The sequence below is a fragment of the Actinomycetospora sp. genome, from assembly GCF_036497585.1.
Taxonomy (GTDB): Bacteria; Actinomycetota; Actinomycetes; order Mycobacteriales; family Pseudonocardiaceae; genus Actinomycetospora.
Genome location: NZ_DASXJD010000049.1, coordinates 17367 through 42320 on the forward strand (window position 1 = coordinate 17367; position 24954 = coordinate 42320).

Consider the following 24954-nt stretch of genomic DNA (forward strand, 5'->3'; position numbering starts at 1 on the left):
GCCCGCTCTGGGTGCACGCCTGCGAGATCGACTCCTACGTCGACGTCGCCCGCCGCGCCGGGGTCCTCGACGCCGCGGACGCCGACGCCCACGTCGCCGAGAGCGTCCGGGCCGCGGAGGTCGTGGGGCTCGACCCGACGATCGTGCCGTCGTCGCGCCGTGCGCTGGCGGCCTACTTCGACCGCGCGCGGCCCTCGCTGCGGCTCTCCGACGAGGCCCGGCTCGGCGTCGGCGGGCTCCTGACCCCGCAGCCGCACGCGCCCGCCTCGGCCGCGATCGCGCTGTCCACCATCGCGGGCCTCGCCTTCGGCACCCTGCCCCGCTGGGCGCGTCGGCTCTACGGGCTGCTCGAGCTGCCCACCACCGACGCCGCGGCCGGCCTGGCGCTGCGTCTCACCAGCGGTGCGACGACGCTGCTGCCCGACCCGCCGATGCCGCCGCGGATCGCCCGGGCCCGGGACCTGGTGCGCAGCGCCTGACGCCGCCTCAGGCGCGCTCGGGGATCCACGAGCCGTGGAACCCCGTCGGGACCCTCGGCCCCCGCGGCGCCGGAGGCCGCCCGGCGCCGTCGTCCGGACCACGCGGCCGCCATGTCCGCGGCGGCGTAGCGCGCGCCGTCGAGCACGATCTTCCCGGTCTCGTCCTCGTGCGCGGTACCGACGTGGAAGACGTAGCAGGGGTCGATCTCGAACCAGCGCACCGTCGCCATCGGGTCGTCGTGGCGCATGACGCCGAGCCGGGCGCCGTAGGACTCCTCCCAGCCGAAGGGGAAGCCGGTCAGCATCCGGCGCAGCGAGAAGGTCAGCGGCAGGTCGAGCCACACCACGTGGTGGGCGGTGATGGCCGCGTCGTGCATCAGCGTCGGCTTCGGCACCCTCACCCGACGGCTGACGACGAGCTCGCCGACGGCGGAGAGCCGGTGGTAGGTGAGGTACGGCGGGACTGGGGAGTAGCCGTAGAAGTGCAGCTCGCCGGTGTCCGGGTCGGTCTTGGGGTGGGCGGTCATGGCGGTGTGCAGGCGCCCGCCGAAGTCGCAGGGCCCGATCGTGCCCAGGTCCCGGTCCACCTCTGCGCGTGGGAGGTCGGACGCGCCACGCGGCTAGTCCGCCGCGGCGCCCAGCGAGATGCCGCGTTCGGTGAGCCAAGGCAGCGGGTTGATCTTCGTCCCGTCCGGGGTCCACACCTCGAAGTGCAGGTGGGGGCCCGTGGACTGCCCGCGGTTGCCGATCTCCGCGATCTGCTGGCCCGCCCTGACCTTCTGGCCCTCGCGCACGTACGAGCGGTTGATGTGCCCGTAGACGTTGATCGTGCCGTCGGCGAGCTGCACCCGGACCCACATGCCGAACCCGCTGGCGGGGCCGGACTCGACCACGGTGCCGTCGGCGGCGGAGACGATCGGGGTGCCGATCGCGTTCGCGATGTCGACGCCCTTGTGGGCGGTGCCCCACCGTTCCCCGAACCCGGAGGTGAAGCGGCCGTCGGCCGGCTTGACGAACTTCGGGGCCCGGGCGGCGGCCTCCCGGGCGGCGGCCGCGTCGGCGACCTTGCGGGCCTTCGCGAGCGAGGCGGCGTGCGGGGCGGCCGGCGACTCGGCGGGGGAGACGGCCATGATGCCGGTCGTGGCGGCGTCGAGCGCGGCCGCCCCGGCCGCGGCGCCGCCGGGGGCGCTCGCCGAGGACAGCGACAGGTCGGCCCGGGTCTCGCCGGTCGGCGCGTCGAAGTCGGTCACGAGCGCGTGGCCCGCGGTCGCGATGGCACCCGCGGCGACGGCGGTGACGGCGAGGCGGCCGGTCAGCGGCCCGCGACGGCGTGACGACGGGTCGTCGGTCGGTGGGCCGGCGGTCCGCCGGCCGGTGGTCGGTTGGCCGGCGGTCGGTCGGCCGCTGGTCGGCGGGCCGGCGGGAGCGGCCGGGCGCACCCCCGACGGCGGCCGTGCGGGCAGCGCGGGGGCGCGGCCGGTGCCGCCGACGAAGGATGCGGTCCGGCCCTGCTCCGCCGGACGATCCCGGGCCGCGGGGCGGCGCGGGGCGACGGGTAGGCGGGGTCCGCCGAACACACCCGGCGCACCCGCGAGGGCGGGAGTGCCGAAGCCCACGAGCAGGCCGAGCGAGCGGGGAGGATCCGGGGTTGCGAAGGACGGAGCCGGGCGGGGGGAGCTGTGACGCGCCACGACCTTCCTCTCGCGGTCGGGGCGCGGGCAGGAACGTCTGGCGGTGGCGTGGGGAGCGCCGGGCCGGATCGTCGGGGTCGATCCGTGAGCCGTTCGTGACCGCACCGTGATGGGGGCTCCCGGACGGTGACACGGAAACCCAAGGACCGGCAAACCCTCGACCACGAGATGGTCGGCCGACACGCCGTGTGCACGACCCGGCGCGCTGAGCGGTTGAGCGGTTCCCCCTCGTTCCGAGGGTCGGTGCGGACGCCTTGTCGGGGGGTTCCGGCGAAGGCAGGGCCGCCCTGTCGTTGTGGTTCACCACGACGAGGCGAGGGGTGGACCCGCGATTCCCCGCGACAGGACCCCGTCCCGGGCCGGGAACCAGGGCCCCGGGCTCAGCCCGCGGCGGCGGGCAGGGCGGCCGCGGCGGCGGCGCGCTCACGGGTGGGACGGGTCCCCGAGAGCGTGCACGTCACGAGGTGCACGACCTCGGGGTCGATCGTCATCGCCATGTGGCCCACGTGGTCGAGCCGGACGTTCGACACCTGCAGGTCGGGGTGGGCGAGCCGGGCGTTGCGCTGCGGGACGATCAGCTGGTCCATGCGGCTCCACACCGCGAGGAACCGGGTCCGGCAGCCCGGGGCGGGCTCGTCGAGCTCGCGCAGCAGGTCGGAGTCCGGCAGGAGCTGACGGGGCACCACGGTCGGCGGCAGCAGGTGCGCGATGCGCGACCCGCGGTGCGGGGTGCCCAGGGTGACCAGGGTGTCGACGAGGGCGTCGCCGCCGAGGCGCTGCACGTAGTAGCGCGCGATGAGCCCGCCCAGCGAGTGCCCGACGATGTGCACCCGGTCGCTCCCCGAGGCGGCGCACAGCCGCTCGACGTGCTGGCCGAGGTCGCGGGCCGCCGCCCGGATGTCGCCGGTCAACGCCGTCAGCGGGCTGTAGTTGACCGCCTGCACCGTGCCGTGGCCGCGGCGACGCAGCACCCGGGCGAGGTGGACGAAGATCGAGCGGTTGTCGACGATGCCGTGCACGAGCAGGACCGGGGTGCCGGCACCGTCGAGGTCGGAGACCAGCAGCGACCGCTCGCCGGGCGGCAGCGGGTCGGTGCGGTGGTGGGCGTGGACGCCCCCGGGGCGCAGGGCCTCGTCGAGGAGCCCCCACGGGTAGACCGACAGGTGCACCGCGGTCCAGGCGACCTCGACGGCGAGGCCGCGCAGCCCGCGCGGGACGCCCATGGTGCGGGCGAGGTAGGACAGTCCGCTCCAGGCCGTGGCGGCCACCGCCGCCACGGAGGTGGGCGCGGAGGGCCGCGCCTCCTGCTCTGCGGGCGTCGCCCCCGTCGGCGACATGACCGCGGTCACGTCCATGAGCACGACGTTAGGCGACGTTCACCGGCGTGTCGCGCCCGGGGTGTCGGGTGATCGATCCAGGAATGAACACCCGACACGGGCGGGTACGTGCGTCGTCCCCACCGACACCTCTTTAGTCTCCGCGGACATGACGGCTTCTGCGGCCGACGCCGGATCACGGCGCCCCGGGCCCGTCCCGGTGGCCCCGACCGGGCAGGGAACCGGTGACCGGACCCGGGGCCAGGTCGTCCGCGTGTGGTGGGCCGCCGTCACCCTCGTCGCCGTCGCCGCCGTCCTGCGCCTCGGGGTGGCGGTCCTCGCCCCGGGCCCGATCGGGGCCCCGGTGCGCGCCGCCGGGGTGCTGGCCCCGCTGCTCGCGCTGGCCGCCGCGGTCGCGCCCGGCCTCGCCACCCGACGGGGCCGTCGTCCCCTCGGTGTCGCCTCCCTCTCCGCCCCGGCCGCGCTCGGCGCGCTGGGCGCGGGCAGCCTGGTCGTCGACCTCCTGCTGCTGGTGAGCCCGGAGGCCGCCGCCCGTCCGGACGTCCTCGCCCGCGGCACCTCCGGCCTGCCGCTGGGACTCGCCGCCGCCCTCCTGGCCGCGGACGTCGCCCTGCTCGCGGCGGCGACCGTCGCGACGACGGGGCTGGTCGCGCTCGTCCGGCGCGCCGGCGGCTCGGTGTTCGGCACCCAGCGCGGCAGCGCGCTCGTCCGTGCCGGGCTCGGTGCCCTGCTCGCCGCCGCCGGGCTGGTCGCGGCGCCGTTCTCGGTGGCCGCGCCCGGCACCGGGTTCGCGCCGCACGCCGTGCTCGACACGCCGGCACCCGCCGGCGCGGGCGTGGCGCTGCTCGCCGCGACCGTCGTCGTCGTCGCCCTGCTGCCGGGCGTCCGGGCGGTGGCCGACCCGGCCGTGACCGACCGGTCCGCCCCCGCCCGCCGCGCCGTCCCGACGGAGGCCGACGAGACCGGGATGCGGGTCCGCCGCGCGGTCCACACCGCGCTCGGGGCGGGGGTCGTCGCCGGCAGTGCCCCGGTGCTCGTCGCCTCGATCGCCCGCGCCGGCCTGGCCGCCTCGCCCGGTGCCGTCCTCGCCGTCGCCGGCGGGGTCCTCCTCATCGGGGTGCCGGCCCGGACCGCGGTGCTGCGCTCGCGCGCGGCCGGCGTCGCGGCCCTGCTCACGGCGGTCGCCGCGCTGTTCGGCGCGCTCCTGCCGACGCTCTCCGGAGCCTCCGAGGCCGCCGGTAGCCCCCTGGAGACCGGCGCCGGGATCCTGCTCCTCCCGGCGGCGGTGGTGCTCGCCGTGCCGGCCATGCTCGTCGTCGTCGGGACGCCCCGCGTGGTGGTCCGCGCCCGCCCGACGCTGTCCGTCGCGTGGCTCACGGTCCCGTTCGCGGCGGGCCCGGCCCTCGACGTCGTGCTCGCCGGTGTCGACGGCGCCGGGACGCCCGCCGCCGTCCTCGACCCCGGACTCGGGTCGACGGCCGCGGACACCGTCCCGGTCGGCGTCGGGACCGGGGGCTGGGCGGTCCTGGCCGCGCTGGTGCTGGCCGTGCTGACCGCGGTGCTCGCGGTGGGCGCCGGGTTCGCGGAGCGCCGGGACGTCGTCGGTGGCAGGTCGGCGCCCGGGACGCCGCTGGGGGCGCGGCCGGCCGACGGCACCGACACCGTGGAGCCCGACCCGACGATGCTGCCGATGGCCGCGATCGCCGCCGTGCTCGCCGTGCCGGGCTTCGGGGGCCCGCTCGCGCGCGACGCCCTCGCCTCGAGCGCCGCGGGCGGGGCCTGGCAGAACCCCGGGGCCGCCGCGTGGGGGTCGCTCGCCGGCGTGGTGGGGGTCGCGATCGCGGCGCTGCTCGCGCCCCGGGCCCGGCCCGCCCGGGCGCTCGCGCTGCTCGGCGCGGCGGGCGCGCTGCTCGTCGTGCGGCTGTCCGCGCTGGTCCTGACCCCGCCCCGTCCCGGCGAGAGCGTCGGTATCGGCACCTGGGCCGCGGTCGCCTGTCTCGTCGTGACCCTGGCGGCCGCCGGCGTCGCGATCATGCGCATCCGCGAGGCGAAGCACCCCGGCGCGCCGGAGCCCTCGGCCGCGTAGCGCCGGTCGCGCGATCGGGCGGGGTGTGGCGGGGGTCGCCCCCGGTGCCGCGCCCGGGTCCGCGACACGCCGCTAGGGTCGCCCTCGGTCCCGCCGATCGGGTCCGCGCCGTCCGCCGCCCGCTGCGGTGGGGCCGGGCCGCCTCGCCGGGGCGGGGCCGCCGCCGGAGTCCACCGACGGATGCTGCCGGTCAGTGATGGAGGAGTTCACGAGTGGACCTGTACGAGTACCAGGCGAAGGACCTCTTCGCCGCCCACGGAGTGCCGGTCCTGCCCGGCCGGACCGTCGACACCGCAGCCGATGCCGAGGCCGCCGCCGGTGAGATCGGCGGCGCGGTCGTCGTCAAGGCCCAGGTCAAGGTCGGCGGCCGCGGGAAGGCCGGCGGCGTCAAGCTCGCCGAGAGCCCCGCGGAGGCCAAGGAGAAGGCCGAGAAGATCCTCGGCCTGGACATCACGGGCCACGTCGTGCACCGCGTCCTCGTCACCGAGGCCAGCGACATCGCCGAGGAGTACTACTTCTCCTTCCTGCTCGACCGCTCGAACCGCACCTTCCTCGCCATGGCCTCGGCCGAGGGCGGCATGGAGATCGAGCAGCTCGCGGTCGAGAAGCCCGAGGCGCTGGCCCGCGTGCCGATCGACGCGATCGCCGGGGTGGACAAGGCCAAGGCCTCCGAGATCGTCGCCGAGGCCAAGCTGCCCACCGAGGTCGCCGACGAGGCCGCCGACGTCATCGTCAAGCTCTGGGACACCTTCGTCGGCGAGGACGCCACGCTCGTCGAGGTGAACCCGCTGGTCCGCGACCCGCAGGACCGGGTGATCGCCCTCGACGGCAAGGTCACCCTCGACGACAACGCCCTGTTCCGCCACGAGGCGCACGCCGCCCTGGTCGACGAGCGCACCGAGAACCCGCTCGAGGCGAAGGCCAAGGCAAAGGGCCTGAACTACGTCAAGCTCGACGACGGCCAGGTCGGCATCATCGGCAACGGCGCGGGGCTGGTCATGTCCACGCTCGACGTCGTCGCCTACGCCGGTGAGCAGTACGGCGGCATGAAGCCCGCGAACTTCCTCGACATCGGCGGCGGCGCCTCCGCGGAGATCATGGCCGCGGGCCTGGACGTCATCCTCGGCGACGACGACGTCCGCAGCGTCTTCGTCAACGTCTTCGGCGGGATCACCGCCTGCGACGCAGTCGCGGACGGCATCGTCGAGGCCCTCAAGATCCTCGGCGACGAGGCCACCAAGCCGCTGGTCGTCCGCCTGGACGGCAACAACGTCGACGAGGGCCGCCGGATCCTCGCCGAGGCGAACCACCCGCTGGTCACCGTGGTGGGCACGATGGACGACGCCGCCGCCAAGGCCGCCGAGCTGGCCGCGCAGGGAGCCTGACATGTCGATCTTCCTCAACGAGAACAGCAAGGTCATCGTCCAGGGCCTCACCGGCTCCGAGGGCATGAAGCACGGCCGCAAGATGCTCGCCGCGGGCACGCAGCTCGTCGGCGGCGTCAACGCCCGCAAGGCCGGCACGTCGGTCGACGTCGACGGCACCTCGGTGCCGGTCTTCGGCGGCGTCGAGGAGGCCATGAAGGAGACCGGGGCGGACGTCTCGGTGCTCTTCGTGCCTCCGAAGTTCGCCAAGGACGCCGCGGTCGAGGCCATCGACGCCGGCATCGGGCTCGCCGTCGTGATCACCGAGGGCATCCCGGTGCACGACTCCGCGTGGTTCTGGGCGCACGCCTGCGCCAACGGCAACCGCACCCGGATCATCGGCCCGAACTGTCCGGGGATCATCTCGCCCGGGAAGTCGCTCGCGGGCATCATCCCGGCGAACATCTCCGGCCCGGGGAAGATGGGTCTGGTGTCCAAGTCGGGCACGCTGACCTACCAGATGATGTACGAGCTGCGCGACGTCGGCTTCTCCACCGGCATCGGCATCGGCGGCGACCCGGTCATCGGCACCACGCACATCGACGCCCTCGAGGCGTTCGAGGCGGACCCCGAGACCGAGGCCATCGTCATGATCGGTGAGATCGGTGGCGACGCCGAGGAGCGCGCCGCGGACTACATCAAGGCGAACGTCTCCAAGCCCGTCGTCGGCTACGTGGCCGGGTTCACCGCGCCCGAGGGCAAGACGATGGGTCACGCCGGCGCGATCGTGTCCGGGTCCGCCGGCACCGCGCAGGCGAAGAAGGAGGCCCTCGAGGCGGCGGGCGTCAAGGTCGGGAAGACGCCGACCGAGACCGCCGACCTCGCGCGTTCCCTCGTCTCCTAGGGGCGGGATGTAGGAGGCTGGGCCGCCAGACCGGCCGCGTCACCCGACGCGGCCGGTCCGGGGGCCGACGACGCCGTCCGCAGGAGGACAACCGATGAGCACAGGATCCTCGAACCCGGGGTCGCCCGAGCGGTGGGGCGGCGCGGCCGTCGGTCAGGAGTCGCCGGGGGCCGAGACGGTCTCGTCGCCCGGCCCGGACGCGACGGCCCAGGGACCGGCGGCCCAGGGGCAGGCGGCACAGGGGCAGGCCCCGGGGCAGGCGGCTCCGGGCCAGCAGGTGCCACCGTCGCCCCCGCACGGCAACCGACCCGCGGGCCAGGGCGCGCCCGGCGCGGTCGGTCCGCCCTCCCAGCCCGGGCCCGCCGTAGGGCCGCCGAGTCGACCGTTCGGGGGCGTCTCCCCGTACGGCGGCTCGTCGTGGGCCGGCGCCGGCGGACCCGGCTCGGGACCGGCGCCGTCGGGGCAGGCCCCGGGCGGTCAGGGAGGCCAGGGCGGCCAGCCGCCGGGCTGGGGGCGTCCGGCCCCGCCACCCACGCCCTCGCGTGGGATGCCGGCCGAGCGTCAGGGCGGCAACCCCGCCGCAGCAGCGACGGTGCCCTCGGCACCCGCGGCCGGCGCGCAACCCTCGCCGTCGTCGTCGGGGTCTCCGACGGCGTCCGGCTCCCCCGGACAGACCTCGCGTGGCGCGACCGGGGTGCCCGTCGGGACCGGCCGCACCGCCGCGCTCGCCGCCGCGGGCCTCGGTGTCCTCGCGTTCCTCGGGACCTTCTTCACCAGCTTCGATCCCGGCGGGCTGCTCCCCGCGCTCCTGCTCGGCGGGGGTCTGACGGTCGGGGTCGCCGTGCTGCCCGCCGCGCCGCGGACCGTGCTGCCGGGCGCGGTGCTGACGGTCACCGCCGCCCTGGTCAGCCTCCAGACGCTGCAGGTGAGCGACGGGTTCGACATCGCGGTGGTGGTGCTCGCGATCCTCGCCGCCGCCGCCGCGGTCGTCGCGGCGCTGTCCGCGATCGGCCTGCTCGCCGGGGGGACCTCCGCTCCCCGCGGCGCCGGCGGCACGGTCGCGGGGAACTCGCCCCCGGTGTTCACCGAGCCGACCCGGTCCGCTCCGGGGACCCCGCCGGGACGTCCCGGGGTCGGGGCCGGCTCCCCGGCCGAGCCCGGCGGCACCGCGTCGAACCCCTTCCCCCCGGGCGAGCAGACCACCCAGCGCGTCGGCCGGACCGTGGGTCCGGCCTCGGCGCCGCAGCAGGCGGTGGGGCCGCACGGCGGGGGCCCGTCGGGGCCCGGTCAGGGTCAGCGCCCCTGGCCGTCGTCGTCGTTCCCCGCCGTCGGCCGGCCGGGTGAGCCCTCGGCGGACGACGCGGCGGCCCGGACGCAGGTCGTGCCGCGGGCCCAGTCGGGAACGGCGCAGTCGGGAGCGGCGCAGTCGGGAGCGGCGCAGTCGGGTGCCGCCGCGCCGTCGGAGGCCCGGACGCCGGCCTCGGGCGACCCGTCCGGCTCCTTCCCCGCCCCCACCACCGCGGCGCCGCTGAGCGACGGCCGCGCCGCGCCGACCGGCACCTCGGGTCACGAGGCCCCCGCGGGCTCCTCGGAGACCACCGTCGAGCGGCCCTCCGCGGCGTCGGCGTCGGCGTCGACCGTCGAGGGTCAACGGCCCGCCACGACCATGCTCGGCGGGGAGTCGTTCACCGAGCGCGCCGCCACCCCGTCCTCGGGGGAGGCCGCCGGCCGCTCCACACCGGAGGCCACCACGGCCGCCGACGGCTCCGGCGAGGACACCCCGCCCTCCGGCATCCCGCGCCCGAGCGGGTGGGGTGTGCCGGTGGACGGGGCCGACGCGTCCCCGGGCGAGGTCGACGGCCGGGAGCGTCGCGGCTCCCACGAGGCCGACTAGAGCGGACACCACCCCGCGCCGCCGGCACCTCCGAGGCAACCGCGCCGGCCGGCCGGCTCCGGACGGGTTCGGTGGCCCGGCGGCGTGGCACCCGGGAGCGCGCCCGATCGGGTGGAATCGTGGGGCCGCGTGAGCGCAGTGGCCCCGACCTCCGGCGTCTCCACGCCCGGGACGTCCGCCCCGGACCGGTCCGGCTCCCGGGGCACCCGCCCCGTCCGTCGTGGCGGCATCCCACCCCGACTCGGTGTGCTGGCCGAGGTCGCCCTCGTGCCGGTGGTCGTGTCGTACGCCGCGGTCGTCGTGCTCGCCGCGCTGGTCACGGCCTCCGCGTCCGGGACCACCCCCGGCGGTCAGCCCGGCCTCGCCCAGGCGTTGGGCTCCGGCGTGCCGCTGTGGCTGGCCGTGCACCTCGTGCCGCTGACGCTCTCCGGGGTGCCCGTCGGGATGCTGCCGCTGGCCCCGGCCGCGGGAGTGGCGGTGCTCGTCGCGGTGCTGGCGCGGCGGGGCGTCGTCCGGCTCGGGGTGCTCCCGGGCGTCGAGGACGACGGTACCGAGACGGACCTGCACGACCGCTGGACCTCGCACGCCGTCCCGGTCGTCGCGGCGGTCGCGGCTGTGCACGCCGCGGCCGGGGTGCTCGCCGCCGCGCTGCTCACCCCGGACTCCGGCACCATCCCGGCGGACGCGTCGCCCGCGACGGCGGGCACGGTCGCCGGGCTGCTCGCCGCGCTGGCCGCCGCGGGCGGGGTCGCCGGGCCGTGCGGCCTCGGGGCGCGGCTGCGGGCGTGCCCGGAGTGGGTGGGGCGCGGCCTGCGGGTCGGCCTCGGGGGCGCGGTCGCCCTCGTCGCGAGCGGGGCGGCGCTGCTGCTCGTCGCGCTCCTCGCCCACGCCGATGCCGTCGCCGGCTCCTTCGCCGCCGTCGCGCCCGACGCCGGCAGCGGCGCGGGGCTGTGGCTGCTCGATGCCGCATACCTGCCCAACGCCGTCGTCGCCGCCACGTCCTGGCTGCTCGGCCCCGGGTACGCGGTGGGCGCGGTGGCCGCCGCGCCCACCGGGGCCACCCCGGGCCTCGTCCCGCCGGTGCCGCTCGCCGTCCTGCTCCCGGCAGGGCCACCGCCGTCGTGGGCGGGCCTGGTGTTCGCGCTGCCCCTGGCGGTCGGGTCGGTGGTCGGGTGGCTGCTGGCCCCGGTGGGCGCCGCCGGCGGGGACCTGGTCCGCCGGGTCCGTCCGGTCCTGGTGGCCGCCCTCGTCACCGCGGCGGTGCTCGCGCTCGCGGCCGCGCTCGCGGGCGGGCGGCTCGGGTCCGGGCCCTTCGACCCCGTCGTCGTCCCGGCCGGGGCGGTCCTGGTCGCGACGTTCGCGTGGATCGCGGTGCCCGGGGTGGTCGTCGCCCTGCTCGCCGCTCCCGCGGGCGCGCCGCCGCGGGCAGTGCGGCCCGTCGCTCGCGGGTCCGAGGCCCCGGCGCCCGGGGGGCCCGACGACGACCTCGTCGCCGAGCACGACTCGGACGACGAGGACGCCGACGACACGGACGCCATGGGCGACACGCGCGACACCGCCACCGAGGACGACGGACGCGGGAGCGACTGACCCGGCGCCGCCGGGTGTGAAGACCACCACGGCCGCGTCGCCGGGAGCCCGGTTAGTCTCGCGGGCGAGGATCGTCGAGACGCCGGGAGCCCAGGTCTGTGCACCGGCGGCAGGGAGATCGCGCTGAGCACGCACGCGGGCCCGGGTGAGCGGGGTGGTTCCCCCGGTGGCACACGCCTGGAGGTCCGGGCGCCGGCGCGCGTCGTCGTCCTCGCCTCCGGTTCCGGCACCCTGCTACAGGCCCTGCTCGACGACGCCGCCGCCATCGACGTCGAGGTGGTCGCGGTCGTCTCCGACCGCCCCGGGGTCCCCGCGCTGGACCGGGCGGTCGACGCGAAGGCCGAACCCGTGGTCGTCCGCCTCGGCGACCACCGGGCGGGTGACGGCACCGTCGACCGGGCCGCGTGGGACGCCGCGCTCACCGCCGCCGTCGCCGTCCACGACCCGGACCTCGTCGTCTGTGCCGGCTTCATGAAGGTCCTCGGGCCCGCCTACCTGGCCCGCTTCGGCGGCCGGACGATCAACAGCCACCCCGCGCTGCTGCCTGCCTTCCCGGGGGCGCACGGGGTCGCGGACGCGCTCGCCTACGGCGTCAAGGTCACCGGCGCGACCGTCCACCTCGTCGACGCGGGCGTCGACACCGGGCCGGTCCTGGCCCAGCAGGCCGTGGTCGTCGATCCCGACGACTCCCCCGAGACGCTGCACGAACGGATCAAGGTCGTGGAGCGCCGCATGCTCGTCGAGACCGTGGCCGCCCTGGTGCGGCACGGCGCCACCATCACCGGACGAACTGTGAGGATCCCGTGAGCTCCGCCATCGACTCGGCCGCCCGGCAGACCACCCCCGTCAGCCAGGGGACCGAGGGCCGCCGCCCGATCCGCCGCGCCCTCGTCAGCGTCTTCGACAAGGCGGGCCTGCTCGACCTCGCGACCGGCCTGCACGCCGCGGGCGTCGAAGTCGTCTCCACGGGCTCGACGGCGTCCCGGATCGCGGACGCCGGCGTGCCGGTGACCCGGGTGGAGGAGCTCACCGGCTTCCCGGAGTGCCTCGACGGCCGCGTCAAGACCCTGCACCCCCGGGTGCACGCCGGGCTGCTCGCCGACTCGCGGCTGCCCACCCACGTCGAGCAGCTCTCCTCGCTGGGGATCGAGCCGTTCGACCTGCTCGTGGTCAACCTCTACCCGTTCTCCCGGACCGTCGCGTCCGGCGCGTCGCCCGACGACTGCGTCGAGCAGATCGACATCGGCGGCCCCGCGATGATCCGCGCAGCGGCGAAGAACCACGAGACCGTCGCCGTCGTCACCGACCCGGAGCGCTACGCCTGGGTGCTCGCCGAGGCCGGGGCCGGCGGCGTGACCCGCGCCGACCGCCAGGCGCTCGCCGCCGAGGCCTTCCGGCACACCGCGTCCTACGACGTGGCGGTGGCGACGTGGATGGGGTCGGTACTCGCGCCGCCGGCCGAGGGCTTCCCGGACTGGGTGGGGACGACGGGCCGACTGCGCCAGAGCCTGCGCTACGGCGAGAACCCCCACCAGGCCGCGGCGCTCTACGGCGAGCCCGGGGACACGTCCGGTCTCGCGGGCGCGGTGCAGCTGCACGGCAAGGAGATGTCCTACAACAACTACGTCGACGCCGACGCCGCTTGGCGCGCCGCGCACGACCACGGCGACGAGCGCGTCTGCGTCGCGATCATCAAGCACGCCAACCCGTGCGGGATCGCCGTCGGGGCGATCCGGGGCGAGCGCAGCGACGGGGGAGACGACGTCGCGGACGCCCACGCCCGGGCCCACGCCTGCGACCCGACGTCGGCGTTCGGCGGCGTCATCGCGGTCAACCGCGAGGTGACCGCCGCGGCCGCCGAGCAGATCGCCGAGATCTTCACCGAGGTGATCGTCGCGCCGTCCTACGCCGAGGGCGCACTCGAGGTGCTGGCCCGCAAGAAGAACATCCGGGTGCTGACGGCGCAGTGGTCGCCGCCGGCGGTCGAGCAGCGCCCGATCTCCGGCGGGACGCTCGTGCAGGAGCGCGACGCCGTCGACGCGCCCGGGGACGACCCGTCGTCGTGGACGCTCGCGACCGGCGCGGCCGTGTCCGACGAGGTGCTGGCCGACCTCGCGTTCGCGTGGCGGGCGTGCCGGGCGGTCAAGTCGAACGCGATCCTGCTGGCGCACGACGGCGCCACCGTCGGCGTCGGGATGGGGCAGGTCAACCGGGTCGACTCGGCCAAGCTCGCGGTGGCCCGCGCCGGCGACCGGGTGCGCGGCTCGGTCGCCGCCTCCGACGCGTTCTTCCCCTTCCCCGACGGGTTCGAGGTGCTCGCCGAGGCCGGCGTCGCCGCGGTGGTCCAGCCCGGCGGGTCGGTGCGCGACAGCCAGACGATCGAGGCGGCGGAGAAGGCCGGCGTCGCGATGTACCTGACGGGGACGCGGCACTTCGCGCACTGATCCTCTACGACGTCCCCGGCCGCAACCCGTCGATCACGAGGGCCGATGTGAAGTCGAACCGCTGGTGGCCCTCGCCCGCGGTCAGCTCGGCGGCGTGGCGCGTGGTGTGCGGGAAGGGGTCGGTCGACGGTCACGGGTTCCGTGCGCTGGGCGGGATCGGGGAGCTGGTCGAGGCCGGGCGGTTCTGGCTCCCGGTCGACCGCACCTTCCCGCTCGGCGAGATCGCCGAGGCGCACCGGGTGAGCGAGGACGGCCACGTGCGGGGCCGGCTGGTGCTGGTGGTCGGCTGATCCGGGTCCCGGGGTGTCCTGCGCGACAAGGCGAGCTGGTCGCCCCGGACGGTCCCTGATCCTGCGCTGAAGGGTGGTGCCGATCGGTCGCGGCCGCCCCCGGGTTCGGCGGAGTCTCCGGGTCGACGTCGGCGCACAGGAGGAGACCGTGACCGGACCGCACGATCCGGAGGAGCCCTGGTACGGCACCGGGCACGACGAGCCGAGCGACCACGCGGAGGAGGCCGAGCCGGCGCCCGCGTGGGAGGGCGACGAGGCACGTGCCGCGTCGGGTCCGACGGATCCGGCGACCGGGCCGGTTCCGTCGCCGCCGGTGCCGCCGCAGTCGGTGCTGTCGCAGGCGGGCCCGTCCGGCGGGACGCCGCCGCAGGACCCCCCGACGGCGCGGAGCACCCGGGTCGGTCCGCCGGCTCGACCCCGCTGGTGGCGGTCGTCGCGCGTCCGGACGGGGGCCGCCGCGACGCTGGCCGGCCTGGTCCTGCTCGGCGGCGGGTTCGGGGCGGGCTACGCCGTCGCCGACGCCGCCGCGCCAGCCGCGACGGCCCACGCCACGACCGCTGCGGGCCCGGCGAAGGCGGAACGGCAGGCCGCCCGGCAGCGGCGCCTGGCCGAGCAGCGCCGGGAGCGGCAGGACGGGGGCACGACGGCGGGCACGACGGCGGACAGGACGCCGACGTTCTGAGCGTCACCCCGTCGGTGTCCGCGCCGTCGTGGCGCGTTGTCGGTGGGGTGGGTTAGCGTTCTCCTCGTTCGAACAGGTGTTCGAGATAGTGTTCGACACGGGGAGGTCGTCATGGTCCCGTCCGCCGAGGCGTCCGCGCGCGAGGTCCTCTCCCGGCGGGTCTCCGAGCTGGGGCTGGTCCGGGCGTCCGAGCTGGCCGGCCGCGCGGGGCCCGGGAGGGCGGGGCCGGGGCGAGCGGTCCGGGCCGCAGCATCGCACGCGGACCCGGCCCCGCGCGGGCCGCAGCCGGAGCGGGATCCGGAACCGGAGCCGGAGCCGGCGCGGGACCCGGAGCGGGCCCTGCTGCCGGTGTCCGGGCCGCTCACCGGGCTCCTGCCGTGGGGTGGGCTGCGGCGAGGGTCGACGGTGTCGGTGCACGGGTCGACGGCGTTGCTGCTCGCCCTGGTGGCGGAGGCCTCCCGGGCCGGCTCGTGGTGCGCGCTGGTCGGGCTGCCGGGGGTGGGGCTGGCCGCCGCCGGTGAGGCCGGGCTGGACCTGGCGCGCACCGCCCTGGTCCCCCGTCCCGGCCCGCGGCCGGCGAGCGTCGTCGCGGCGCTGGTCGACGGGCTGGACGTCGTGGTGCTCGGGGGCGCCTCGGCGTGGCGGGCGGGGGACCGGCAGCGGCTGGCCGCGCGGGTGCGTCAGAAGGGTGCGGTGCTGGTCCCGGTGGGCGCCTGGCCGGGGGCGGACGTCGAGCTGCACGCCACCGGGGGCACCTGGTCGGGGCTGCTGGGCGACGGGGCGGGCCGGTTGCGGTCGCGGCGCGTGCACCTGCGCTGCGCCGCCCGGGGCCGCGCCCGGGACCACCGCGAGGACGTCCTGCTCCCCGGTCCCGACGGACGGGTCGCGGGGGTCGCCGGGTCCGAGGGGGCGATCGCGGAGCTCCCGGCCGACCTGCCCGCGAGGACGGGGTGAACGACGCCGCGGCCCCGATCCGGGTGGTGGCGCTGTGGTGCCCGGACTGGCCGGTCGTCGCCGCGTGCGCCGAGTCCGGCATCCCTGCCGACCGGCCCGCCGCGGTCCTCGTGGCCCACCGGGTGGTCGCCTGCTCGGCCACCGCCCGGGCACAGGGCATCCGCCGGGGCCTGCGCCGGCGGGAGGCGCAGGCGCGGTGCCCGGACCTGGCGGTGCTCGGCCGCGACGCCGACCGGGACGCGCGGGCCTTCGAGGTCGTCGCCGCGGCGGTGGAGGAGATCACCCCGGGCGTCGAGGTGATCCGCCCCGGGCTGGTGGTGCTCGCGGCGCGCGGTCCCGCCCGCTACTTCGGGAGCGAGGAGGTCGTCGCCGAGCGCCTCGTGGACCACGTCGCCTCCCGCGCCCGGGTCGAGTGCCAGGTCGGGGTGGCCGACGGGGTGTTCGCGGCCGCCCTCGCCGCCCGGCGCAGCGCGCTCGTCCCGCCGGGGGGCTCGGCGGCCTTCCTCGCCCCGCGGCCGGTCACCGAGCTCGAGATGGAGCCCGGGGTGGAGCCGGACACCGCGGGGGCCGACGTCCCGGGGGCGACCGCCCGGGCCGAACTCGTCGGGCTGCTCCGCCGCCTGGGGCTGACCACCCTCGGGGACTTCGCCGCCCTGTCCGCGGCGGACGTCGCCTCGCGGTTCGACGCCGCCGCGGTGCGGGCCCACCGGCTCGCGCGCGGTCTCGACGAGCGCCCGCCCTCCCGGCGCCGGGTGCCCGACGAGCTCACCGTCGAGGTGCCCCTCGATCCCCCGGTCGACCGCGTGGACGCCGCCGCGTTCGCCTCCCGGGCGCTCGCCGAGCGGCTCCACGCCGTCCTGGGCGACGCCGGGCTCGCCTGCACCCGCCTCGGCGTCCAGGCCAGGACGACGTCCGGGGACGAGCTCGCCCGCACCTGGCGCTGCGCCGAGCCGCTCACCCCTGCGGCCACGGCCGACCGGGTCCGCTGGCAGCTCGAGGGTTGGCTGTCGCGGCGCCGGGAGACGCCGTCGCACGGGGGCGAGGGGCTCACGGTGCTCCGGCTGGTGCCCGAGGAGGTGGTCGACGCGGGCCGCCTGCAGCTCGGGCTGTGGGGAGAGACCGGGGTCGCCGACGAGCGGGCCGGGCGTGCGCTGGTGCGGGTGCAGGGGCTGCTCGGGCCGGAGGAGGTGCTCACCGGGGTCCCCGGCGGCGGCCGGGGGCCGGCCGAGCGGGTCGTGCCCGTGCCGTGGGGCGACGAGCGGACCCCGTCGCTCGATCCGGCGGCTCCCTGGCCGGGGATGCTGCCGGCCCCCTCGCCGTCCACGGTCCCGCCCGCGCCCCTGCCGGCCTCGGTCCTCGACGCCCACGGACGCCCGGTCCGCGCGGCCCCGCGCGGCGGGCTCTCGGCGGCCCCGGCCCAGGTGGCGCTCGGCGACGGGAGCCCACCGGCGCCCGTGCGGGCCTGGGGCGGCCCCTGGCCGGAGGAGGGCCGGTGGTGGGACCCGCGGGGCCCGGCCGGCTGCCTGCGGGTGCAGGTGGTGTGCGTCCCCCCGGTCTCCTGGCCGGCGGCGGGGACGACCGGCGAGCTCGGGGACGGTCCCCGCGCCGACGGGGGCGACGACCCCGACCCGGCGGCCGACCTGGCGCCGGATCCGGCCGCCTCCTCGGCCGACGCGGTGGGCCTGGCGCTGCTGCTCGTGCTGCGCGACGACCGGTGGGCGGTGGAGGGGATCTACGACTGAGCGGGGGCGTGGATGACCTGCCAGAGGTGGCCGTCCGGGTCGGCGAAGGTCGCGAGGTGGCCCCACGGCAGCGTCGTCGGACGGGTCACCACCGTGGCGCCCGCCGCCTCGGCCCGGGCGAGCACCGCGTCGACCTCGGCGTCGTCGGCGGCGGGGAGGCTCAGCAGGCACTCGCTGGTGCCGGGGGCGGCTACCCCGTGATCGCCGGTCACCCACCCGAAACCGCCCCGGGGGATCAGCATGAGGTGCAGTCCGTCGGAGACGACGACCTGCAGCGGCTCGGGCACGCCGTCGTCGGCGGGCTCGCCGACCGCGGCGAACCCGAGGCCGTCGCGGTAGAAGGCGTGCGCCCGCACCCGGTCGTCGGTGGGCAGGGCGAGGACCACGGGAACGGGCACGCAGTGGTGATAGCAGACCAGGACCGTCGAGTCCATCATCGGGATCCCCGGCCCGCGCCCACGCTGTCGGACCTCGGCGTTACCCTCGTTCACATCGAACAGGTGTTCGAGTCGAGCGGGATCGGGAGGCGGGATGGGCTGGGGCAATCCGGCGGTGAGCTGGTCGGAGATGGAGCGGATCCTCGCGGGGAAGCCGGTCCGGTCCGGCCGCACGTCCGGCGCCGGCGCGGGTGGCGCGGGGGCCCCGGAGGTCGACGGCCCGGGCACGCTCCACCCGGCGGACGTGGGCACCGTCGGGGCCCGGGAGGGCGGGCACCGGGGCCGGTCGCGCGACGTGCCGCATCCCGGGGACGGAGGGGACTCGCCGGCCTGGAGCCGCACCCGCGCGCCCTACCGGCCGCCGGCCGGGCCGGACACCGGGGCCGTCCCGCCGACGGTCCCCTTCGCCGAGCTGCACACGCACTCCACCTACAGCTTCCTCGACGGCGCGAGCCAGCCCGAGGAGCTCGTCGAGGAGGCCCACCGCCTCGGCCTGGAGGCGATCGCGCTCACCGACCACGACGGGATGTACGGGGTGGTCCGCTTCGCCGAGGCCGCGCAGGAGCTGGGGGTGCGCACGGTGTTCGGCGCCGAGCTCTCGCTGGGGCTCTCCGCGCCGCAGAACGGGGTGGCCGATCCGGAGGGGGAGCACCTGCTCGTCCTGGCCCGCGATCCCGCCGGTTACCGGGCGATCTCCCGGGCGATCACCGAGGCCGCGATGCACGGGGACGCCGAGAAGGGTCGCCCGGTGCACGATCTGGAGCGCACCGCGGCGACGCTGCGGGACCGGGTCGTCGTGCTCACCGGCTGCCGCAAGGGCCACGTGCGGCGGGCCCTCGACGGCAATTCGACTCAGCACGCCGATAGGGGCCCGGATGCCGCGGCCCGGGCCCTGGACCGGCTGGTGGGGCTGTTCGGGGCGGGGTCGGTGGCGGTCGAGCTGACCGATCACGGGCTGCCCGTCGACGTCGAGCGCAACGACCTGCTCGCCGAGCTCGCCGCCCGCGCCGGGCTGCCCACGGTCGCGAGCACGGCCGCGCACTACGCCACCCCGGACCGCGCCCGGGTCGCCGCGGCGCTCGGGGCGGTCCGGGCGCGGCGCAGCCTCGACGAGGCCGAGGGCTGGCTCCCGCCGGGCACCGCGCACCTGCGCTCCGGGGCCGAGATGGCCGTGCGCTTCGCCCGTCACCCCGAGGCGGTCACGCACGCAGCGGTGCTCGGGCGCGAGTGCGCCTTCGAGCTGTCCCTGCTGGCCCCCGAGCTGCCGCCGTTCGGCGTGCCGGAGGGGGAGACCGAGGCGAGCTGGCTGCGCCACCTCGTCGACCACGGCGCCCGGGACCGGTACGGCAGCCGGGCGGACGACCCGCGGGCGTGGGAGGTGATCGACCACGAGATGGCGATCATCGAGGGGCAGGGCTTCCCCGGCTACTTCCTCATCGTCGCCGACATCGTGCGGTTCTGCGGCGAGGCGAACATCTATTGCCAGGGTCGTGGCTCGGCCGCGAACTCGGCGGTGTGCTTCGCGCTCGGGATCACCCACGTCGACGCGGTCGCCGCCGGCCTGCTCTTCGAGCGGTTCCTCTCCCCGGAGCGCGACGGCTACCCCGACATCGACCTGGACATCGAGTCCGACCGTCGCGAGGAGGCCATCCAGTACGTCTACGAGCGCTACGGGCGGGACCGGGCCGCGCAGGTCGCCAACGTCATCACCTACCGGCCGCGCTCGGCGGTCCGCGACGCCGCCCGGGCACTCGGCTTCGCCCAGGGCCAGCAGGACGCGTGGAGCAAGCTCATCGACCGGTGGGGCCCGTTGCCCGGAGGGGGAGGTACAGCCCTGGGCGACCAGGTACCGGGGATGCCCAGCGCGGTCGCCTCGCTGGCGGAGGAGATCGCAGGCTTCCCCCGCCACCTCGGCATCCACTCCGGGGGAATGGTCATCTGCGACCGGCCGGTGGACCAGGTGGTGCCGGTGGAGTGGGCACGGATGGCGAAGCGCAGCGTCATCCAGTGGGACAAGGACGACGCGGCCGCGGTGGGCCTGGTGAAGTTCGACCTGCTCGGGCTGGGCATGCTCTCGGTGCTGCACTACGCGAGCGACTACGTGGCCGCCCACCACGGCCGCCGCGTCGAGCTCCACGACCTGCAGCCCACCGACCCCGAGGTCTTCGCCATGCTGGCGCGGGGCGACTCGGTGGGCGTGTTCCAGGTGGAGTCCCGCGCCCAGATGGCCACCCTGCCCCGGTTGAAGCCGCGGGAGTTCTACGACCTGGTGGTCGAGGTCGCGCTCATCCGTCCGGGGCCGATCCAGGGCGGGTCGGTGCACCCGTACATCCGCAGGCGGAACAAGCAGGAGCGGGTCGTCTACGACCACCCGCTCTGCGAGCCCGCGCTGCGCAAGACCCTCGGGGTGCCGCTGTTCCAGGAGCAGCTCATGCAGCTGGCGACCGACGTCGCCGGGTTCAGCGCCGCCGAGGCCGACGAGCTGCGCCGGGCGCTGTCGGCGAAGCGGTCCGAGGAACGGCTCGAGCGGCTGCGCGCGCGGTTCTACGCGGGGATGGCGGCCAACCAGATCACCGGCGAGGTGGCCGACCGGATCTTCGCCAAGACCAAGGCGTTCGCGAACTTCGGCTTCCCGGAGAGCCACTCGATCAGCTTCGCGTCACTGGTGTACGTCTCGGCGTGGTTCAAGCACTACTTCCCGGCGGCGTTCTGCGCGGCGCTGCTGCGGGCCCAGCCGATGGGCTTCTACTCCCCGCAGAGCCTGGTCGCCGACGCCCGCCGCCACGGGGTGGTCGTCCTCGGTCCGGACGTGACGTGCAGCCGGGCCGGGCCCGACCTGGAGGCCCACCCGGGCAGCGAGGGCGGGGTCGCGGTCCGGCTCGGGCTGGCGTCGGTGCGGGGGCTCGGGGACGAGGTCGCGGAGCGCATCGTGGAGGCCCGCGGCGGGGGACCCTTCGCCGGCGCGGCCGATCTGGCGCGGCGGGCCGACCTCACCACCGCACACCTGGAGGCCCTGGCCACCGGGGGCGCGCTCGGCTGCTTCGGGCTCGAGCGCCGGGAGGCCCTGTGGGCGGCGGGGGCGGCCGCGGCCGGCACGGCGGCGGTGCGGGCGGGCGAGCGCCACGACCGGCTCCCGGACACCGCGGTGGGGCTCGACGCGCCGGCGCTGCCGGGCATGTCGGCGGTGGAGCTGACGATCGCGGACGTGTGGGCGACGGGCGTGACCCCGGACGGCCACCCCGTCACGCACCTGCGGGCGGCGCTCGAGGAGCGGGGCGCGCTGAGCGTGGCCGGGGTCGCCGCGGTCGGGGAGGGGGAGCGGATCGAGGTGGGCGGGGTGGTCACCCACCGGCAGCGTCCCGCGACCGCGGGCGGGACGACGTTCCTCAACCTCGAGGACGAGACCGGGATGCTCAACGTGGTCTGCTCGGAGGGGCTCTGGGCCCGTCACCGGGTGGTGGCGCGCACGAGCGCGGCCCTGGTCATCCGGGGGCGGGTGGAGCGGGCGCCCGACGCCCCCACCGTGGTCAACCTCGTGGCCGACCGGGTGGAGCGGCTCGACCTGGTGGTGCCGTCGCGGTCCCGGGACTTCCAGTGATCGTGACGGAACCCTGGCCGTCGACGATTCCGGACACCACGGACACTGATGGGGGTGTCTCCGGCCGGTTCCGACGGCCGGAGGCACCCCCACCAGGTCAGCGATCCGACCGACCTCGGGGTCGGTCGAGCGGGCGGTCAGCTCTTGATCAGCGGCGGCCCCATCGGCAGCGACGTCCCGCCGTTCGCGACGCTCATGGCGTCGAAGAACAGGTACACACCGACCAGCGTGAACGCGAACACCGCGATCCCACCGATGGCCAGCAGCCCCGTCGAGCCGGCGGCGGTGCCGAGCAGCACGAGCAGCAGGGCGAGATCCACCAGCACGAACAGCAGCGTGAAGACCGACGGCAACCGCAGCGTCGCCAGCGTGAGCATCACGATGCCGATCAGCCAGGTGAGCAGAAAGGTCTCCTTCGCTCCGGTCGCCGCCCCGGTGGCGGTGGCGTCACCGAACCAGTTGTGGCCGAGGCTCGTCACCAGGACCGCGAAGCTCAGCCAGAACCCGGCGAAGATGCCGAAGATCGCGGCCACCGGGCCGGCGTGGGTCCGGATCGCCCAGAGGCACCCGATGATCTGGCCGATCCCGGTGCACATGAACAGGATCGGGACCAGGCCGAGCACGGCGTTGTCGGACCCGGTGAACCCGACGAGGTACAGGCCGAGCGCGACCGAGCCGATCACGAACGTGGGGACGCCGACCAGTGCGGGGTTCGCCGCTGCCGAGGCCGCCTCCGCGGCAGCGGCATCTGCGGCCGGGGCCTGGGCGGCATGAGCCCCGGCACCCTCGTCGACTGTGGTCATCGACTCGACACTCCTTCGCGCGGTTCCGACGGGCGTCCCTGACGCACGCTGTCGCCCTCGTGCCGTCACCGCCCGCTGACCGTCAGAGTGTGATCTCACGCACTGCGTAGGCGGTACCGACCGTCCGTAGGGGTACCGGTCCCGTCGGTATGGTTCGTGAACCGGTTCAGGCATGCTCAGGAGCCATGAGACGCTCCGGCCGGCTCCCCCTCGCGCCGCGACCAACCCTCCGATCGGACAGGGCCGTCCGGGTGATTCGTCGAGCTGTAACCGGGGTGATCGCCGGAGCGGCCGGGACCGCCGCGATGTCGGCGACCGGTCGCGCCTACCGCGAGGTGTACGCCCGCCGGCGCGGCATGAGGCCCGAGGAGATCACCGAGCTCCTGGACTACGACGACTCCGACCACGTCGTGGTGGCCGCGTCGACGGTCCTGCGCCGGGTCGTCGGGTGGGCGCCGCGCAGCACGCGCGGCCGGCGGACGCTGTTCTGGCTGGTGCACTGGGGATACGGTTCCGCCGTCGGGGCGGTGCACGCGGAGCTGCGCCACCGCCTCGGAGGCGAGCCGGCGGCGGGCGTGGTCTTCTTCGTCGGCTGCGAGGTCATGGCCCTGGGTCTCTTCCCCGTGCTCGGCGACACCCCGGTGCCCTGGCGCTGGGGACCCCGCCTGCTCACCGTCAGCCTCGTCCAGCACGCGGTCTACGCCGGTGCGGTCGCCGGCGCCGACGCCGTGCTCGTGCGTCGTGCGCCCTGACGTCGTCGCCCGTCCCGGGGCCGCCGAGGACGGACGGGCGGCCGCGCGGCCGGCGCTCGAGGGCCACGTCGTCGTCTGCGGGCTGGGCGGCCTCGGGCTGCGGATCGTGGAGAAGCTGCACCACCGGGGCGAGCCGGTGGTGGTCGTCGACGACGACCGCGGGCACGCCCGGGGCGCCCACGTCCTCGAGACCTGGGGCGTTCCGCTGATCGAGACCGACCCGACGGTGCCGGGCAGCCTCGACGCCGCGGGGCTCGGCACGGCCCGCGCCGTGGTGTGCGTGATGGCCGGTGACGAGGGCGAGCTGCGCAACCTCCACGTCGCCCTGCACGTCCGCGAGCGCCGCCCCGACGTCCGCGTCGTGACCTCGCTGGGCAACGCGGCGATCGGGCGCGCCGTCGCCGCCGACCCGGGGCCCGGGGCGGTACTCGACGTCGCCGCCCTGGTGACCCCGGCCCTCGTCGAGGCGTGCCTGCGCAGCCCGGTGCACGCGCTCGACGTCGCCGGGACCCGCTTCGTCGCCGCGGCCACGACCGCGCGGGCCCCCGCGACCCTGCGCGCCCTCTACGGCGACCTCGCCCCGCTCGCCGTCACCACGGATCCCGAGACGACCACGCTGTGCCCCAGCCGCGACCACCGGGTCGCGGCCGGCGACCGGGTCACCGTGCTGGGGACCGACGAGGATCTGGCCGAGATCGGGGTGGAGACCGCGCCCGCCGCGGCACCGCGGCGCGGCCCGACCACCCGGCGCGGCGGCGGCCACGACCCCGACGCCGTCCACGGCCGGGCCGGGATCCTGCCCCGTGCGGCCGGGGCGCTCCTCGCGCTCGGCCGGGAGTCCGACCGCGGGCTGCGCTGGGCGATCGCCGCGCTCGTCGCGCTGCTGGTGGTCTCGACGACGGTGATCAGGCTCGGCTACCGGTATCCCGACGGGCACGGGCTCGGGCTGGTCGACGCCCTCTACTTCACCGTGGAGTCGGTCGCCACCGTCGGCTTCGGGGACTACAGCTTCGCCGACCAGGCGGTGTGGCTGCGCCTCTGGGCGGTGTTCCTCATGCTCGCGGGCGTCGTGACGACCGCGATCCCCATCGCGTTCTTCACCGACATGCTCATCAGCCGCCGGCTCTCGGCCACGGCCGGCCGGCGCGCGGCATCGCCGTACGTGGGGCACGTCGTGATCGTCGGGCTGGGCGCCGTGGGGGTGTCGGTGGTCGAGGCGCTGCACGGGCGCGGGTGTGAGGTCGTCGTCGTGGAGTCCGACCCGGCCAACCGTCACCTGCCCCGGGCGCGCGCCCTCGGGGTCCCGGTCGTGTTCGGCGACGCGACCACGGCGACCCCGCTCCGCGACGCGCGGATCGGGCGGGCGGCCGCCGTCGCGGTGACCACCAGCGACGACATGGCCAACATCGAGACCGGCCTCGCGGTGCGCGACCTGCTGGGGGAGCGCCGCGGGGAGGTCCCGGTGGTGCTCCGGCTCTTCGACCGGGAGCTCGCCCGCACGGTCGCGCACCGGTTCGGCTTCGGATCGGTGCGCTCGATCGTCGAGCTCGCGGCCCCGTGGTTCGTCGGCGCCGCCCTCGGGCTCGACGTGCTGGGCACCTTCCCGGTGCACGGCCAGGCGTTCCTGCTCGGTCGGCTGCGGGTGGGCGCCGGCAGCGGCCTCGACGGGCTCGCGATGCGCGACCTGTCGCTGCGGACCCGGGTGGTGGCGCTCCGGCGGGCCGTCGACCTCCACGGCCGGGCGCCGCTGGAGCACCCACCGCGCCGCGACACCCGCTTCGCCGCCGGGGACGAGGCGTTCCTCGTGGGCCCCGACGAGGAGCTGCTCGAGGTGCTGGCCCGCTCGCGCGCGGGCGCGGCGACGAGCACCCGGGACACCAGCGCGCCCGGCGCGCGATGATGGGCGC

19 protein-coding genes and 1 pseudogene are annotated in these 24954 nt (G+C 76.8%); 15 read left to right on the top strand and 5 right to left on the bottom strand.

Going from position 1 to position 24954, the window contains the following annotated elements:
* Positions 1 to 5: 5 nt before the first annotated feature.
* Positions 6 to 320: pseudogene (locus VGH76_RS04890) on the top strand (oxygenase MpaB family protein); the annotation flags it as partial.
* 17 nt (positions 321 to 337) lie between these two features.
* Here the strand turns inward: VGH76_RS04890 and VGH76_RS04895 are convergent.
* The 3 genes from VGH76_RS04895 to VGH76_RS04905 form a co-directional block, all read right to left on the bottom strand.
* Entirely contained in the window at positions 338 to 1066 is a 729-nt protein-coding gene (locus VGH76_RS04895) for a carotenoid oxygenase family protein (RefSeq protein WP_331555492.1), read from the bottom strand.
* A gap of 33 nt (positions 1067 to 1099) precedes the next feature.
* The gene (locus tag VGH76_RS04900; RefSeq protein WP_331555493.1) at positions 1100 to 2170 is read right to left on the bottom strand and encodes a M23 family metallopeptidase; all 1071 of its coding nucleotides are present in this window, start codon (positions 2168 to 2170) and stop codon (positions 1100 to 1102) included.
* 380 nt (positions 2171 to 2550) lie between these two features.
* Entirely contained in the window at positions 2551 to 3525 is a 975-nt protein-coding gene (locus VGH76_RS04905) for an esterase/lipase family protein (RefSeq protein WP_331555494.1), read from the bottom strand.
* Positions 3526 to 3655: 130 nt separating this feature from the next.
* On the opposite strand from VGH76_RS04905, the gene VGH76_RS04910 reads away from it, so the two are divergent.
* The 11 genes from VGH76_RS04910 (at position 3656) to VGH76_RS04960 (ending at position 17457) form a co-directional block, all read left to right on the top strand.
* On the top strand, positions 3656 to 5593 hold the full coding sequence (locus tag VGH76_RS04910) for a hypothetical protein (protein WP_331555495.1): 1938 nt from the start codon (positions 3656 to 3658) through the stop codon (positions 5591 to 5593).
* 212 nt (positions 5594 to 5805) lie between these two features.
* Positions 5806 to 6978 (top strand): ADP-forming succinate--CoA ligase subunit beta, encoded by a 1173-nt coding sequence (sucC, locus tag VGH76_RS04915; protein ID WP_331555496.1) that lies wholly within the window; start codon positions 5806 to 5808, stop codon positions 6976 to 6978.
* 1 nt (position 6979) lies between these two features.
* Positions 6980 to 7861: a succinate--CoA ligase subunit alpha gene (sucD, locus tag VGH76_RS04920; protein WP_331555497.1), complete on the top strand. Its 882-nt coding sequence runs from the start codon at positions 6980 to 6982 to the stop codon at positions 7859 to 7861.
* Between the two features lie 94 nt (positions 7862 to 7955).
* The gene (locus VGH76_RS04925; RefSeq protein WP_331555498.1) at positions 7956 to 9755 is read left to right on the top strand and encodes a DUF5336 domain-containing protein; all 1800 of its coding nucleotides are present in this window, start codon (positions 7956 to 7958) and stop codon (positions 9753 to 9755) included.
* 129 nt (positions 9756 to 9884) lie between these two features.
* Positions 9885 to 11345 carry a DUF6350 family protein gene (locus VGH76_RS04930; RefSeq protein ID WP_331555499.1) on the top strand — a complete coding sequence of 487 codons (1461 nt, stop codon included), beginning with the start codon at positions 9885 to 9887 and terminating at the stop codon, positions 11343 to 11345.
* A 177-nt stretch (positions 11346 to 11522) separates the two neighbouring features.
* Positions 11523 to 12152 (top strand): phosphoribosylglycinamide formyltransferase, encoded by a 630-nt coding sequence (purN, locus tag VGH76_RS04935; protein ID WP_331555521.1) that lies wholly within the window; start codon positions 11523 to 11525, stop codon positions 12150 to 12152.
* Positions 12153 to 12160: 8 nt separating this feature from the next.
* Positions 12161 to 13789 carry a bifunctional phosphoribosylaminoimidazolecarboxamide formyltransferase/IMP cyclohydrolase gene (gene purH, locus VGH76_RS04940; RefSeq protein ID WP_331555522.1) on the top strand — a complete coding sequence of 543 codons (1629 nt, stop codon included), beginning with the start codon at positions 12161 to 12163 and terminating at the stop codon, positions 13787 to 13789.
* Between the two features lie 47 nt (positions 13790 to 13836).
* A complete protein-coding gene (locus VGH76_RS04945) occupies positions 13837 to 14079 on the top strand; it encodes a zinc-binding dehydrogenase (RefSeq protein ID WP_331555500.1) in 243 nt (80 codons plus the stop codon).
* A gap of 148 nt (positions 14080 to 14227) precedes the next feature.
* Positions 14228 to 14761 (top strand): hypothetical protein, encoded by a 534-nt coding sequence (locus VGH76_RS04950; protein ID WP_331555501.1) that lies wholly within the window; start codon positions 14228 to 14230, stop codon positions 14759 to 14761.
* A gap of 111 nt (positions 14762 to 14872) precedes the next feature.
* Positions 14873 to 15715: a hypothetical protein gene (locus tag VGH76_RS04955; RefSeq protein ID WP_331555502.1), complete on the top strand. Its 843-nt coding sequence runs from the start codon at positions 14873 to 14875 to the stop codon at positions 15713 to 15715.
* Positions 15712 to 17457, top strand: a complete 1746-nt coding sequence (locus tag VGH76_RS04960; RefSeq protein ID WP_331555503.1) for a DNA polymerase Y family protein — start codon at positions 15712 to 15714, stop codon at positions 17455 to 17457. Before VGH76_RS04955 ends, VGH76_RS04960 begins: the two co-directional genes overlap by 4 nt.
* Here the strand turns inward: VGH76_RS04960 and VGH76_RS04965 are convergent.
* Positions 17448 to 17891 (bottom strand): VOC family protein, encoded by a 444-nt coding sequence (locus VGH76_RS04965; protein WP_331555504.1) that lies wholly within the window; start codon positions 17889 to 17891, stop codon positions 17448 to 17450. The genes VGH76_RS04960 and VGH76_RS04965 overlap by 10 nt on opposite strands.
* 97 nt (positions 17892 to 17988) lie before the next feature.
* On the opposite strand from VGH76_RS04965, the gene VGH76_RS04970 reads away from it, so the two are divergent.
* The gene (locus tag VGH76_RS04970; protein WP_331555505.1) at positions 17989 to 21492 is read left to right on the top strand and encodes an error-prone DNA polymerase; all 3504 of its coding nucleotides are present in this window, start codon (positions 17989 to 17991) and stop codon (positions 21490 to 21492) included.
* A 137-nt stretch (positions 21493 to 21629) separates the two neighbouring features.
* Here VGH76_RS04970 and VGH76_RS04975 read toward each other — a convergent pair whose 3' ends face one another.
* Entirely contained in the window at positions 21630 to 22295 is a 666-nt protein-coding gene (locus VGH76_RS04975) for a GPR1/FUN34/YaaH family transporter (RefSeq protein WP_331555506.1), read from the bottom strand.
* A gap of 305 nt (positions 22296 to 22600) precedes the next feature.
* Here VGH76_RS04975 and VGH76_RS04980 point away from each other — a divergent pair, with 305 nt between their 5' ends.
* Positions 22601 to 23047 carry a hypothetical protein gene (locus VGH76_RS04980; RefSeq protein ID WP_331555507.1) on the top strand — a complete coding sequence of 149 codons (447 nt, stop codon included), beginning with the start codon at positions 22601 to 22603 and terminating at the stop codon, positions 23045 to 23047.
* The gene (locus tag VGH76_RS04985) at positions 23037 to 24947 is read left to right on the top strand and encodes an NAD-binding protein (RefSeq protein WP_331555508.1); all 1911 of its coding nucleotides are present in this window, start codon (positions 23037 to 23039) and stop codon (positions 24945 to 24947) included. Before VGH76_RS04980 ends, VGH76_RS04985 begins: the two co-directional genes overlap by 11 nt.
* The last annotated feature ends 7 nt before the right edge of the window (positions 24948 to 24954 follow it).

Bases quoted from the DNA above. Each gene is read 5' to 3' on its own strand.
- VGH76_RS04905 (WP_331555494.1), bottom strand. From the start codon at position 3,525: ATGGACGTGACCGCGGTCATGTCGCCGACGGGGGCGACGCCCGCAGAG.
- VGH76_RS04910 (WP_331555495.1), top strand. From the start codon at position 3,656: ATGACGGCTTCTGCGGCCGACGCCGGATCACGGCGCCCCGGGCCCGTC.
- sucD (WP_331555497.1), top strand. From the start codon at position 6,980: ATGTCGATCTTCCTCAACGAGAACAGCAAGGTCATCGTCCAGGGCCTC.
- VGH76_RS04925 (WP_331555498.1), top strand. From the start codon at position 7,956: ATGAGCACAGGATCCTCGAACCCGGGGTCGCCCGAGCGGTGGGGCGGC.
- VGH76_RS04955 (WP_331555502.1), top strand. From the start codon at position 14,873: ATGGTCCCGTCCGCCGAGGCGTCCGCGCGCGAGGTCCTCTCCCGGCGG.
- VGH76_RS04965 (WP_331555504.1), bottom strand. From the start codon at position 17,891: ATGGACTCGACGGTCCTGGTCTGCTATCACCACTGCGTGCCCGTTCCC.
- VGH76_RS04970 (WP_331555505.1), top strand. From the start codon at position 17,989: ATGGGCTGGGGCAATCCGGCGGTGAGCTGGTCGGAGATGGAGCGGATC.
- VGH76_RS04975 (WP_331555506.1), bottom strand. From the start codon at position 22,295: ATGACCACAGTCGACGAGGGTGCCGGGGCTCATGCCGCCCAGGCCCCG.
- VGH76_RS04980 (WP_331555507.1), top strand. From the start codon at position 22,601: ATGTCGGCGACCGGTCGCGCCTACCGCGAGGTGTACGCCCGCCGGCGC.